The organism is Kribbella sp. VKM Ac-2566, from assembly GCF_004366005.1.
In the GTDB taxonomy this organism is placed as follows: Bacteria; Actinomycetota; Actinomycetes; order Propionibacteriales; family Kribbellaceae; genus Kribbella; species Kribbella pratensis.
Window position 1 is genome coordinate 789879 of record NZ_SODT01000011.1, and the last position, 13322, is coordinate 803200.

Genomic DNA, 13322 nt, shown 5'->3' on the forward strand with positions numbered 1-13322 from the left:
AGCATGTTCGGCATGAGTCGATACACACCCCAGACGTCACCGGCGGGTAATTTCTGGTCGGTTGTCCAGCCCCTGGCCCGGAGCTAGGTTCGCTGACGTGACCTCGTCCGGTGGTTCTCCGGCGACGACTCCGATCGGCTCCCGGGCCGAGGCGGAGGGCTACGTCGCGATGGTCTGTTTCAAGCACGGTCCACCTCGGTTGTACGGCGTCGAGCTCGAGTGGACAGTGCATCATGCGGATGATCCGCACCGGCCCCTCGACGCCGGCCGACTGAGCAAAGCCCTGGGCGTGCACGCCCCCGCGACCCTGGTCAGAGGCAGTCCGCAGCTGCCGCTGAGCCGGGGAGCGCTGGTCACCGTGGAGCCGGGTGGCCAGGTAGAGATCTCCGGCCCCGCGTCGGACTCGATCCCGCAGCTGATCGACGACACCGCCGCCGACGCGGCCGAGCTGACGGCTCTCCTGCTGGATGCGGACCTGGTCCCGGGCGACTACGGCCTCGACCCCTTCCGAACACCCCGCCGCATCCTCACCGTCCCGCGGTACGCCGCGATGGAACGCGCCTTCCAGCGCCTCGGACCGCACGGGCCGCGGATGATGTGCAGCACCGCCGGCCTGCAGATCTGCCTGGACGCCGGTGAATCGGACCAGACCGCACTCCGCTGGCGCGCACTCCACGACCTCGGTCCCGCTCTGGTCGGTCTGTTCGCCAACTCCCGCCGTCGCGCCGGTGCGGACACCGGTTGGGCCTCGGCCCGCACGGAGGCGACGTTCGGCACGTGTGCACCGTTCACCGAGCCGCCGCCGCTCGACGCCGACCCGGCCGCTGCCTGGGCCCGGACGGCGATGGAGGCGCCGGTCCTCTGTCTGCGACGGGGCGACACGTGGGACGCACCCACCGGGCTGACGTTCGGGGCCTGGGCGGACGGACAGCTGCCCGGCGACAGACCGACGTACGACGATCTCGACTACCACCTGTCCACGCTGTTCCCGCCGGTCCGGCCGCGCGGGTATCTCGAGGTGCGTTACCTCGACGCGCAGCCGGGGGACGGGTGGATCGCCCCGACCCTGCTGCTCACCGCACTGATGTCCGCCCCGATCGACCAGGTGCTGGCCGCGGCCGAGCCTGCTGCCGGCCGCTGGTTCCCGGCGGCCCGCGAAGGGCTGGACGACGCCTTGGTACTGCGTGCCGCGCGCGATGTGGTCGCGCTGGGCACCGAGGTGATGGACCGGACCGGTGCGGATCCCGAACACATCGCTGCCGTCGCAACCCGGCTGCAGCGCGCCGTCGACAACACCCACGGAAGGCGAGCTTCATGAATCACCAACTGTCCGATCTGTCGCCGGAGGGTCTGCGCACCTTCGTCGGTGAGCAGCTCGAGCGGTCCAGGGCACGGACGGTCCAGCTGACCGACGCGGTCGACACCGACGACCTGGTCAAGCAGCACTCCAAGCTGATGTCGCCGCTGGTCTGGGACTACGCGCACATCGGCAACCAGGAGGAGCTCTGGCTGGTCCGCGATGTCGGCGGCCGCGAGCCCCTGCGCCAGGACATCGACGAGCTGTACGACGCGTTCCAGCATCCGCGTGCGGACCGTCCGTCGCTGCCACTGCTCGGTCCGGTGGAAACGCGTGCCTATGTGACCGAGGTACGCGACAAGGTGCTGGATGTCCTCGACCACGTGAAGTTCGATCCTGAGAAATTGGGCGCTGACCGTGAGCTGGTACACAACGCGTTCGCGTTCGGCATGATCGCGCAGCACGAGCAGCAGCACGACGAGACGATGCTGGCGACACACCAGCTGCGGGAGGGTGCGCCGGTGCTCGACGCGCCGCCGCCTCCCGCGGGTCGGCCGCTGCCGTCGGCCGAGGTGTTCGTGCCGGGTGGCGTGTTCGAGATGGGTACGTCGATCGAGCCGTGGGCGTTGGACAACGAGCGGCCCGCGCACGGCGTACACGTGAAGCCGTTCGTGATCGACACCGTGCCGGTGACGAACGGCGACTACCTGCGATTCGTGCTCGGCGGCGGGTATCAGGATCCGCAGTGGTGGTCCGAGGCCGGGTGGGCGCATGTCCAGAAGGCCTCGCTGGTCGCGCCGCGGTTCTGGTCGCAGGTCGACGGCGAGTGGTCGCGGCTGCGGTTCGGGCACCGGGAGCAGTTGCCGCTCGACGAGCCGGTGATGCACGTCTGCTTCTACGAGGCGGAGGCGTACGCGAAGTGGGCCGGCAAGCGGCTGCCGAGCGAGGAGGAGTGGGAGTTCGCGGCGCGGTTCGATCCGTCGAGCGGCCGGACGCGACGGTTCCCGTGGGGTGACGAGTCGCCGGGTCCGCAGCACGCGAACCTGGGCCAGCGGCACCTCCGGCCGGCGCCGGTCGGTGCGTATCCGGCGGGCGCCTCGCCGCTCGGCGTCGAGCAGCTGATCGGGGACCTGTGGGAGTGGACATCGAGCGACTTCCGCCCGTACCCGGGGTTCCGTGCATGGCCGTACGACGAGTACTCGCTGGTCTTCTTCGGGCCCGACTACAAGGTGCTCCGCGGCGGCTCGTTCGGCACCGACGAGGTCGTTGCCCGTGGCACCTTCCGGAACTGGGACTACCCGATCCGCCGGCAGATCTTCGCCGGTTTCCGGTGCGCCAGGGACGCTCGCCCTGAAGAAGTGCACGCCGAGGAGCTGCACGCCTGATGTGCCGCCACCTGGCCTATCTCGGGCCACCCGTCACGCTGGCGTCGCTGCTGATCGAGCCGGAGCACTCACTGTACGAACAGAGCTGGGCCCCCGCCGACATGCGCGGCGGGGGATCGGTCAACGCCGACGGCTTCGGGATCGGCTGGTATCCCGAAGGGGATGCCGCCGTGTCCGGCGGGCCGGTGCGCTACCGGCGGGACGTACCGATCTGGACCGACGAGAACCTGCCCGGCCTGTCCGGCGCGATCCGGTCCGGTGCGGTCGTCGCGGCCGTCCGGAACGGGACCGTCGGGATGCCGTACGGTCTGTCGGCGGTCGCACCGTTCACGTCGGGCCACTGGCTGTTCAGCCACAACGGGCGCATCCCCGGCTGGCCGGACACGACGCTCAAGCTGGCCGAGCAGTTGCCGGTCGCCGACCTGCTGAGTCTCGACGCCCCTACCGATTCCGTCTTCCTGTGGACCCTGATCGCTCGTCGCCTCGACGACGGTGTGCCGCCGGCCGACGCGGTCGCGGAGGTTGTGCACGATGTCGAGGCGGCGGCGCCGGGATCGCGACTGAACATCCTGCTGACCGATGGTGAGCAACTCGTCGCCACGGCGTGGACCCACTCGCTCCATGTCCGCCGTACCGAGGACTCCGTGACGGTCGCATCCGAACCATTCGGTTCCGACGGCTGGTCCGCCGTACCGGACCACTCACTTCTCGTGGCCACCGCCACAACACTGCAGCTCACCCCGATGGAAGGACGAGAGTGACCCTCATCGACATACATCTGACGCCGGACTATGCGGCTCGGGCATTGCGGGACGATGTTCGGGCGGGGTTGGCGGCGACGCCCAAGTGGCTGCCGCCGAAGTGGTTCTACGACGCGCGCGGGAGTGAGCTGTTCGAGGAGATCACGCGGCTGCCGGAGTACTACCCGACGCGGGCCGAGCGAGAGATCCTGCACGCACGGGCCGGTGAGATCGCAGCGATCACCAACGCGCACACGCTGGTCGAGCTCGGGTCCGGGTCCTCGGAGAAGACCCGCCTGCTGCTCGACGGGCTCCGGGCCCACGGGAGGCTCACGTCGTTCGTTCCGCTCGACGTGTCAGAGTCAGCGCTGCGGGACGCGTCCGATGCCATCAACGCCGACTACCCGAGTCTCGACGTACATGGTGTGGTCGGCGACTTCACCGCGCACCTCGACAAGCTCCCGGGTGATCCGCCGCGGGTCGTCGCGTTCCTCGGCGGCACGATCGGGAACCTGATTCCGGCCGAGCGGGAGGCGTTCTACCGTTCGGTTCGCGAGGTCCTCGAGCCGGGGGAGTGGTTGCTGCTGGGCACCGATCTGGTGAAGGATCCGGCCACGCTGGTTGCGGCGTACGACGACTCCGCCGGTGTCACCGCCGAGTTCAACAAGAACGTGCTGCGGGTGATCAACCGGCAGCTCGGTGCGGACTTCGACGTGGACGCGTTCGAGCACGTCGCGCTCTGGGACGCGGACAACGAGTGGATCGAGATGCATCTGCGCGCCACCCGCGCGATGCGGGTGCTGATCCCGGAGATCCACCTGGAGATCACGTTCGAGGAGGGCGAGGAGATCAGCACCGAGATCTCCGCCAAGTTCCACCGCTCCGGCGTCGAAGCCGAACTCGACAAAGCAGACTTCACCCCCGCCGCCTGGTGGACCGACACCAAATCCCGCTTCGCCCTCTCCCTCTGGCAAGCCACCTAACCCCCACCCCGCGCCGCGCCCCCGTGCCGCGCCCACCCGCACCCGCCACCCGCACCCCGCACCCGCGGCCGCGCCCCGCACCCGCCCCGACCCGCGCCCCGCACCCGCCCCCGACCCGCGCCCCGCACCCGCCCCCGACCCGCGCCCCGCACCCGCCCCAGACCCGCACCCCGCGCCTCGCGGCGTCTCGTGTTGTCCCCGTTTGGCTGGTTGACCCAGCAAATGAGGGGTTCCCCACCCGTGTTCCGGGTGGGGAACCCCTCATTTCGTGGGTCAGCCAGGCAAATTGGTGGGTCAGCCAGGCAAATGGGTCAGCTGCCCTGCTTGATCAATCCGTTGATCTTGTCTACGTAGGCCGGGAGGTCGGTGATGGGCTTCTTGCCGCTCAGGATGGGCTGGTAGTTGGCGGTCGTGAGGTCGCCGACCTGTGAGGCCCACTGGGTGGTGAAGCGGACGCCGACCGTCTTCTCCGCGGACAGGTCAGCCTTGACCGTGTCGACGACGGTCTGCTGCTGCGCCTTGGTGAGGGCGTCGAAGTAGCTCGTCTGTGCGGGCGTGTACGCCGGCGGCGCGACCGGGGAGGCCGGCAGTACGGCGTCCCACACCTTGGTGTTGATGTACTGCAGCACCTTGTACGTCGCGTCCTGGTCCTTGGTGTACTGCGGCGTGCAGATCCCGACCGAGTCGTACAGCGTGGTCGGCGTCTGCACCTGCGGGAACGGCGCGAACCCGTACTTGATCTTCGGCTTGTCGGTCTGGAACCCGGCCGCCAGCCACTGCCCGCCGAACGTCATCGGCACCTTGCCGGCCGCGAACAGCGACTGCACGTTCGCCGCGTCGTACCCGGGCGGGGCGACCGACCCGTTCTTGATCGCGGCGGTCAGCTTCTCGACGCCTTCCTTGTACTTGTCGTCGGCCTCGGCCTTCGTCGGGTGGTTGACGTTGTCGGTGAACGGCGCGCCGCCGGCCGAGACGGAGTACATGCTCATCGTGAACGGACCGTCCGGACCGGTCAGCTGGTCGGCGACCAGGCCGTACTTCGCCCCGTTCTTGTTCGCCAGCTTCGCAGCCGCCGCGTACATGTCGTCCCACGTCCAGCCGGCCTTCGGCAGCGGGATCCCGGCCGCGGTGAACGCGTCGGCGTTGTACCAGACGCCGTACGTGTTCATCAGCGACGGCAGACCGCCCATCTGACCGTCGGCGGTCTTCCAGTTCTCGATCGCGGACGGCACGAACTTGTCGGCCTTGAAGTCGCCGTCACCGTTGTTGAGCTTGTCGGCCCAGTCGACCAGCAGGCCTTGAGACGTGTACTGCTGCTCGGTGTCGTTGCCACACCAGAACAGATCCGGCAGCTGCTTCGCCTGGGTCAGCGATGCAAGTTTGTCGCCGTACTGACCGCTCGGGGTCTCGAGCAGCTCGACCTTGACGTTGTCGTCCTTGAAGTCCGCCAAGGCCTTCTTGATCGCGGCGTTGGTCTCGGCCGACTCCCAGGTCATCACCTTGACGGTGACCGGCCCGTCGCTCGAGCCGCCGTCCGACCCGCCGCTGCAGGCCGTTGCCGTCAGCAACCCCGCGCACGCCAGCGCGGTGACACCGATTGTCCTCTTCACAACAATCCTCATTTCTGGTTCGTGCTGCCGAGAGCGCCGAGGCCCTGGATGAAATAGCGCTGCGCGGCGAAGAAGATGATCAGCGGCGGCAGCATGTAGAGCAGGTTGGTGGCCATGTAGTAGCTCCAGTCCGGCGTCTTCCCGGCGAACGGGGAGATGAACGACGCCATACCGACCGACAACGGCCACTTGCCGGACGAGTACAGGTAGACCAGTGGATTCAGGTAGTCGTTCCAGGACGCCTGGAACGCGAGGATCGCCATCGTCAGCCAGGCCGGCCGGGTCAACGGCAGCATCACGCTGACGAAGATCCGCAGGTGCCCGGCGCCGTCGATCTTCGCCGCTTCATCGATGGAATAGGGGATCGCGAGAAAGTACTGCCGGGCCAGGAAGATGAACAACGGGTTCCCGCCGAGGAACGCCGGAACGATCAGCGGCAGCCAGGTGTCGTACCAGCCGATGCTCTTGTACATCTGGAACAACGGGATCAGTCCGACCACGCCCGGCAGCAGCATGCTGCCGACGAACAGGTAGAACCACATCTTGCGGCCGGGGAACCGCAACCGGGCCAGCGCGTAGCCCGCCATCATCGCGGTCATCACGCCGCCGACGACGCTCAACCCGGTGATCACGAAGGAGTTCAGCAGGAGCTTCGGGAAGTGGATCGCCTTCGGCCCGTTGATGAAGTTGCTCCACGTCCACTCGTGCGGCAGCAACTTCGGCGGGATGTCGAACACCGCGGTGCGGCTCTTCAGCCCGATCGTGATCATCCACAGCAGCGGTACGACCATCACCGCGCAGATGAACAACGCGACGACGTACCACGACGTCGTACCGATCAGGCGGGGCTTCTTCTTCGCCGGGGCGACGCTCTGCGTTGCGCCGGCGACGGTGGTCTCAGTCGGAAGTGCTGTCACTGTACGTCCAGAGCGAGGAGAACTTCGCGGTCAGGGCGATCACGGCGATGATGATCACGAACAGCACCCACACCTGCGCGGACGCGTACCCCAGTTGCGGGATCCGGCCCAGGGTCGGGAAGCCGTTCTCGTAGATCGAGAGCATCAGCACCTTGGTGCTGAATCCCGGTCCGCCGTTGGTCAGGATCTTGGGCTGGTTGAAGGTCTGCAGCGCGGCAGTGGTCTGCAGGATCACCTGCAGCAGCATGATCGGGCTGATCATCGGCATCGTGATCCGGAAGAACACCGACCACGGGCCGGCGCCGTCTACTTTCGCGGCCTCGTACAGCTCGGTCGGTACGGACTGCAGCGCGGCCAGGAAGATGATCATCGTCCCGCCGACACCCCACAGCATCACCAGCACCACCGAGGGCATCGACATCGTGGAGCTCTGCAGCCACAGGCTCGTCGGCAGGCCGAGGCGGTCGAGGATCGTGTTCATCAACCCGACCTGCGGGTCGAGGATGAACTTCCACAGCGTGATCGTCGCGACCGCCGGCAGCACGACCGGCAGGTACGCCAGCGTCCGGACGACGCGCACGCCGGCGAAGCGCTGGTTGCAGAACATCGCCAGCGCCAGACCGAGGATCAGCGACAACGGGACATAGAGCAGCACCAGATAGCCGGTCGCCCGCAACGCCGGCCAGAACGCCGGGTCGGTGGTGAACAGCCTCCGGAAGTTGCCGAGGCCAACGAAGACCGGGTCGGTCAACCCGTTGTACTTCGTCAGCGCGAGATAGAACGATCGACTCAGCGGATACCCCACGAAGACCAGGAACCCGATCACCGCGGGTGCGATGAACAGGTACGCCGCCCTCACGTCGGAGCCGGCGTTCCGGCTCATCCCACCCCGGGTGCGGCCGCGCTTGCGGTTGGCAGGTCCGCCGGTGGTGACTGCGGTCATCCGTCCTCCGCTTCGCTCGGAAAGTGTTTCATCCGGCCTCCTGGACGGTAACGTTTCCAACGTTTTACTGTTGGGTGACGATGCCGTGTCGCGAAAAGGAAGTCAACCCCGTGTCCGAAACGTTTCCAAGCCAGCCAGAGGTCAGCCGGCCGACGATGATCGACGTCGCCCGGCGGGCCGGTGTGGGCCTCGGCACGGTGTCGCGTGTGGTGAACGGCGGCCATGGCGTCCGCGACGAGACCGCGCAGCGAGTCCGGGCCGCGATCGACGAGCTCGGGTTCCAGCGCAACGAGGTCGCCCGGGCACTGCGTCCGGGCAAGAAGTCGACCAGCCTGGCGCTGGTGCTCGGCGACCTGACCAACCCGTTCTACGCGAGCATTGCGAAGGCTTCGCTCGAAGTCGCCGGGCAGTCCGGTTTCGCCGTCGTACTCGGCAGTGTGGATGAGGACCCGGAGGGTGAGAAGCGGGCCATCCAGGAGCTGGTCAGCCGGCAGGTGGCCGGTCTGATGATCGTGCCCGACCAGGGCGATCACGCGTTCCTGCAGGGCGCCGGCGTACCGGTGGTGTTCGTCGACCGGCCGGCGACCGGGATCGACGCGGACATCGTGATGGTCGACAACGAGGGCGGCGGGCGGATCGCGGCCGAGCACCTTCTGGAGCAGGGCCACGAGCGGATCGCGATCATCCTTGCTCCGTCGTACTACACGATCGGGCGCCGCCTGCGCGGGTTCCGGCGCGCGCACCGGGCCGCGGGGATCGAGGTCGACGAGTCGCTCGTCATCCAGCTTCCCGAGGGCAACGCGGAGGCCGCGGAGAAGGCGACCCGCGAGGTGATGCTGCGGCCCGATCCGCCGACCGCGATCTTCTCCTCCACGAACTTCCTCACCGAGGGCGTGCTGCGTGCGCTTGGTGAGCTCGGCAGTGAGCTCAACAATGAGCCGGCGGTGGTCGGGTTCGACGACTTCCGGCTCGCCGACATGCTGCCCACGCCGGTCACGGTCGTTGCCTCCGACATCGCCGAGCTCGGCCGTAGCGCGGCGCGGTTGCTGCTCGACCGCGCGTCCGGTGCGGACACCCGCCCGCCGCAGCGGATCGTGCTGCCGTGCGCGCTGATCGAGCGCGGGTCGGGGGAGCGCCCGCCGGATTCTGCCGGCAAGAGAAAAGCGCGGTGACAGTTCGCCGCGCTGGCTAGGGTCGACGCGTGTACTACGAGTCGTTCGGTGCCGGTCGGCCGATCTTCTTCCTGCCCAGCTGGGGTGGCGACGCCGGTGAAGGGCGCGACGTCCACGAGCCGGTCTTCGCGCAGCGGCCGGGATGGCGCCGGATCTACGTGGACCCGCCAGGCACCGGGCGGTCGCCTGCTGTTCCGTCGATCACCGACCAGGACGGCATGCTGTCTGCGATCGTGGAGCTGATCGACGACTTGGCCGGCGACGAGCCGTTCGCCCTCGCCGGTACCTCGGCCGGCGGCCTGCACGCGCGGGGCATCGTCAAACGCGACCCGGCCCGCGTCCTGGGGTTGTTGCTGCGCGCGCCGGGCATCGTCATCGACCGCTCACGACGCACGCTCCCGACCGACGAGTACCTGATGCCGTCGGCGTCACGTGAACGCCAGCACCAGTACTACGACGCGGCCGAGTCGCAGGCGAACCTCGCCTTTCTCGGGGCGATCCAGCGGGATGTGTCGAGGTACAGCCTGCGGGAAGACCCGTCGATCCGCTTCGAGCGGCCGACGCTGATCGTGACCGGCCGGCAGGACACGACAGCCGGGTACGCCGACGCGTGGTCGATCCTCGACGACTACCCGCGCGCGACGTTCGCCGTACTGGATCAGGAGGACCACTTCCTGCCGGGACCCGGATCGGCGGTGTATCGCGCGCTGGTGGCGGACTGGCTGGCCAGAATCGAGCAGAGTGTCGAGCACCCGGACGCGTGAGGGGCGGAACGCGCGTCCGGGCGCTCGTCCAGGGGTGGGTCAGAAGTTCGGCCAGGCCCAGCCGAGGTAGTTGTTGAAGTAGGGCAGCGCGCGGGTGCCGATCGCACCGCTGACGCTGGTGGCCCAGAACGTGCCGTCGCCCTTGGCTACGCCGACATGGCCGTAAGCGCTGATGTTCCAGAAGACCAGGGCGCCCTTCGGTGGGTTCAGGTCGCCTCGGTGCGCGGCGCCACGGGCCACGGCGTCGTTCCAGTCGGCGATGGCCGAGGCCCAGATGCCGGTCTTCCCGTACGAGTTCTCGGCGGCCATCTCGCAGTACCCCTGGTAAGCGGTCGACCCGCTGCGGGCGGCGTACCAGGCGACGGCCTTGTCGGCGCGCGGGTTGCTTGCGCACAGCGGTGCGACCAGGCCGCTGCTGCCGGTGTTCACGTAGGCGTCGGTGATGAAGCCCTTGCCGGGGATGTGGTCCCAGATCAGGCTGCGGCCGAACTTGCCGGTCACCGGCTCGCCGTAGATCTGGCAGTCGATCTCGACCGCTCCGTCGGGCTGGGTGCCGACCGAGCCGAAGCTGGTCGCGTTACCGGACCGGATGGTGACACCGGCGCCGCTGTCGGTGACAACAGTTCCGGTGGCGGCGCTGGCGGGGAGAACGCCGGTGCCGACGAGGGCGGCGCCGCTGAGGAGGGCGACGGCAGTGAGACGGGACGTGATGCGCATGAGGGCGGTACGCATGGTGGTGTTCCCTTCTGGAGTTGTCCTTCGCAGGGAACCAAAAAGTGACCGTGTTGTCGCAGTGGGCAACGGAGGTGACTCACTGCGGTTTGGTATTTTGTGTAGATAAGTGACGGCGAGAGCGGAGAGTGCGCCGTGCGCCCAGCCCAGGCTCGGTTCGTGATCGGAGCTCGCATGCGCGAGCTGCGCGAGGCTGCCGGGGTCGCCTTGACCCGCGCCGCCTCCGAGTCCGGCTGGGACAAGGGGCACCTGTCCCGGGTCGAGCGCGGCCACACCAAGCCGAGCCGCGAGCTGATCGAGTGGTACGACGACTCGTTCGGAGCGAACCAGGCTCTGGTCAACCAGTTGATGGAGCTCGACGCCGCCGTACGCGCGGGCCGGGACATGTCGCAGCGGGACATGCGCCGGCATGTGCAACCGGTGCTGCTCGGCGGATCCGTACCGATCGATCATCACCCCGACGACCGGGCCGAACTGGTAGGGGAGACAGTGCCTGACGGTACGCGGGTGTGCCGGGAGCAGGTGTTCGAGAAGACGTGGGAGCTCCGCAACAGCGGCGAACGCCCGTGGCGCAACCGCTACCTCACCCGCCAAGGCGCCCCCGGCGCGCCGGGGTGGCTGAGGTCACCGGCGCGCGAGCGGGTGCCCGACGCCGGGCCGGGCGACGTCGTGACGGTGCGGATGACCTTGCGGGCGCCGTCCCAGGTCGGCGCGTCGACGGCGTACTTCAAGATCACCGACGCAGCCGGTCGGCTCTACTACCCGGGACTCGAGTCACCGCCGATCTTCTGCACGATCTTCACCGCGTACGAGCTCTGACGATAGGTTTGCCTGCATTCCTGATCCCCGCCCGGATACACGGAGTTCGCAGATGATGAGATCTCGCACGATCGCCCTGGCCCTCGCCGCGCTGCTCGTCGTACCGCAGCTGGCCGTCGGCACCGCCAACGCGGTGCACCCGTCGAGGGGACCGGTGGATCCGCCGGTGCCCGCCATTCCGCAGAAGTACCTCGACCAGCCGGTCAACTGGTCCGTCTGCTCGTTCGATGCCGCAGTCAAGCGCCTGTACCCGCAAGCGCCGACCACCAACTGCGCCACGGTCACCGTCCCGATGGACTGGGCGCACCCGGACGCGCATCCGGACGTGAAGGTGGCGATCTCCTACAGCAAGGCCACCGGTACGTCGAAGGGCTTGATGACCACGAACCCGGGCGGACCGGGTGGCGCGGGCCTGACGCTGTCCGCGTCGCTCGCGATCGAGAAGCCGCAGCTGTTCAGCGACTTCGATCTGCTCGGGTTCGACCCGCGCGGCTTCGGTCAGAGCACGCCGCTGCAGTGCATCACCACGACCGAGAAGCTGAACGCGCTGCCGGTGACGCCGGACTACAAGGAGCGCACCAAGCTGACGCACGAGGTCGAGGTGGCCGAGGCGAAGCTTCAGGCCGAGGCGTGCGCGGCGACCGAGTTCGGCCGGTTCGTCAGCAGCCAGCAGACCGTGTACGACATGGAGTTCCTGCGGGCGCTGCTGAAGGCCCGTCAGCTGAACTTCATCGGCTACAGCTACGGGACCTGGCTCGGTGGCTGGTACGCCGACGCGTACCCGGAGCGGGTCGGGCGGTTCGTGCTCGACTCGAACATGGACTGGACCCACACGCAGTGGGCGAACATGAACTTCGACCCGTTCTCCGGCCAGCGGCGGCGGGACACCCAGCTCATCCCGTGGATCGCCCGGCACGCCGACATGATCCAGGGGCTCGGGTCGACGCCGAAGCAGGTGACCGCGAAGTACGACCAGGTCCGCGCCGACCTGGTGAAGCTGGTGAAGGCCGGCACCAGTGGTGTCCGCGGCGACAACCTGGACGGCATGATCTACAGCGCGCAGTACGGCAACGTGCGTTTCATCCGGGCCACGCTCGACATCCTCGTGCACGACGAGTACGTGAAGGACCCGTCGGCGTCCGGTGAGGTCGAGCTGCGGCACGTCGACCGCGCATGGGCCCGGATCTCGCCTGAACTGCACGCGTTCGACACCCTCGCCGCGATCCGCGCCCGGTACGGCGTGACACCGGCGGCCACGTCCGCGGCAGCCGCCGCGGTGCGTGTCGACTCGGCCCGGTCGGTCATTGCGGACGCCCGGGCGACTGCGGCGAGGTCGAGCGGTGACGCGACCGTGAACCTCGGCGCGATCAGTACGACGGTCCGCTGCAACGACACCGCGTTCAGCCACGACCCGGGGTACTACCTGCGCGAGGCCGACAAGATGGCGCGCAAGTACAACTTCTTCGGTTATCTGAACGGCGTACCGATGTGCGCGTTCTGGCCGTACCCGCCGCAGGACCGGAAGGTCGACCTGGTGGGCTCGCCGCGAATCCTGATGGTCCAGGACGAGCTGGACCCGGCGACGGCGTACGAGGGTGCGCTGCGGACCCATGAGGACACCGCCAAGGCGACCCGGTTCGTTGCCATCGACGACGAAGGTCAGCACGGGCAGTACGTCGGCTCGCCGTCGGCCTGCGTGGAGGAGATCGGCGACCGGTTCGTGTTCGCCGGCGAGCTACCCGGCAAGGACCAGGTCTGCGGGACATCACCGCTACCTGCCGAGCTGTCGGTCTACCCGGTCGACGGCCCGGTCGACGGCAACGCCGTACACCTGCCGAAGTCGAAGCAGCCGCGGGTGAACCCGATCCTGCAGCAGAGCCTCGACGCCGTGGCGAACAGCACTCTCCGCTGACCGGAGACTTCCAATGGGGGCCTTGGACAAGCAATAGCCTGTTCAAGG

12 protein-coding genes are annotated in these 13322 nt (G+C 68.2%); 8 read left to right on the plus strand and 4 right to left on the minus strand.

Going from position 1 to position 13322, the window contains the following annotated elements; translation table 11 throughout:
• The first annotated feature begins 97 nt into the window (after positions 1 to 97).
• Genes EV647_RS26565 through egtD form a run of 4 tightly spaced genes read left to right on the plus strand, consistent with a single transcriptional unit; the run spans position 98 to position 4405 of the window.
• A complete protein-coding gene (locus EV647_RS26565) occupies positions 98 to 1318 on the plus strand; it encodes a glutamate-cysteine ligase family protein (protein ID WP_134007370.1) in 1221 nt (406 codons plus the stop codon).
• Positions 1315 to 2682 carry an ergothioneine biosynthesis protein EgtB gene (gene egtB, locus EV647_RS26570; RefSeq protein WP_134007372.1) on the plus strand — a complete coding sequence of 456 codons (1368 nt, stop codon included), beginning with the start codon at positions 1315 to 1317 and terminating at the stop codon, positions 2680 to 2682. Before EV647_RS26565 ends, egtB begins: the two co-directional genes overlap by 4 nt.
• Positions 2682 to 3443: an ergothioneine biosynthesis protein EgtC gene (gene egtC / locus EV647_RS26575; RefSeq protein WP_134007374.1), complete on the plus strand. Its 762-nt coding sequence runs from the start codon at positions 2682 to 2684 to the stop codon at positions 3441 to 3443. The genes egtB and egtC overlap by 1 nt, the downstream gene beginning before the upstream one ends.
• Positions 3440 to 4405 carry an L-histidine N(alpha)-methyltransferase gene (gene egtD, locus EV647_RS26580; protein WP_134007376.1) on the plus strand — a complete coding sequence of 322 codons (966 nt, stop codon included), beginning with the start codon at positions 3440 to 3442 and terminating at the stop codon, positions 4403 to 4405. The genes egtC and egtD overlap by 4 nt, the downstream gene beginning before the upstream one ends.
• A gap of 311 nt (positions 4406 to 4716) precedes the next feature.
• Here egtD and EV647_RS26585 read toward each other — a convergent pair whose 3' ends face one another.
• From EV647_RS26585 to EV647_RS26595, 3 genes are read right to left on the minus strand one after another with little or no spacing between them, the layout of a single operon-like run.
• Positions 4717 to 6015 carry an ABC transporter substrate-binding protein gene (locus EV647_RS26585; protein WP_134007378.1) on the minus strand — a complete coding sequence of 433 codons (1299 nt, stop codon included), beginning with the start codon at positions 6013 to 6015 and terminating at the stop codon, positions 4717 to 4719.
• An 8-nt stretch (positions 6016 to 6023) separates the two neighbouring features.
• Complete coding sequence (locus EV647_RS26590) at positions 6024 to 6932, minus strand: carbohydrate ABC transporter permease (RefSeq protein WP_238177395.1); 909 nt, start codon at positions 6930 to 6932, stop codon at positions 6024 to 6026.
• Complete coding sequence (locus tag EV647_RS26595; protein ID WP_202876321.1) at positions 6913 to 7875, minus strand: carbohydrate ABC transporter permease; 963 nt, start codon at positions 7873 to 7875, stop codon at positions 6913 to 6915. Before EV647_RS26595 ends, EV647_RS26590 begins: the two co-directional genes overlap by 20 nt.
• A 110-nt stretch (positions 7876 to 7985) precedes the next feature.
• Here EV647_RS26595 and EV647_RS26600 point away from each other — a divergent pair, with 110 nt between their 5' ends.
• Positions 7986 to 9047, plus strand: coding sequence for a LacI family DNA-binding transcriptional regulator (locus tag EV647_RS26600; RefSeq protein ID WP_238177396.1), 1062 nt, complete (start codon positions 7986 to 7988; stop codon positions 9045 to 9047).
• A gap of 29 nt (positions 9048 to 9076) precedes the next feature.
• Complete coding sequence (locus EV647_RS26605) at positions 9077 to 9811, plus strand: alpha/beta fold hydrolase (protein ID WP_134007380.1); 735 nt, start codon at positions 9077 to 9079, stop codon at positions 9809 to 9811.
• A 39-nt stretch (positions 9812 to 9850) separates the two neighbouring features.
• On the opposite strand, the gene EV647_RS26610 is transcribed toward EV647_RS26605, so the two are convergent.
• Complete coding sequence (locus tag EV647_RS26610) at positions 9851 to 10543, minus strand: CHAP domain-containing protein (protein ID WP_134007382.1); 693 nt, start codon at positions 10541 to 10543, stop codon at positions 9851 to 9853.
• 159 nt (positions 10544 to 10702) lie between these two features.
• Here EV647_RS26610 and EV647_RS26615 point away from each other — a divergent pair, with 159 nt between their 5' ends.
• Together EV647_RS26615 and EV647_RS26620 are read left to right on the plus strand one after the other, a co-directional pair.
• The gene (locus tag EV647_RS26615) at positions 10703 to 11362 is read left to right on the plus strand and encodes an NBR1-Ig-like domain-containing protein (RefSeq protein ID WP_238177397.1); all 660 of its coding nucleotides are present in this window, start codon (positions 10703 to 10705) and stop codon (positions 11360 to 11362) included.
• A 52-nt stretch (positions 11363 to 11414) separates the two neighbouring features.
• Positions 11415 to 13274, plus strand: a complete 1860-nt coding sequence (locus EV647_RS26620) for an alpha/beta hydrolase (protein ID WP_134007386.1) — start codon at positions 11415 to 11417, stop codon at positions 13272 to 13274.
• The last annotated feature ends 48 nt before the right edge of the window (positions 13275 to 13322 follow it).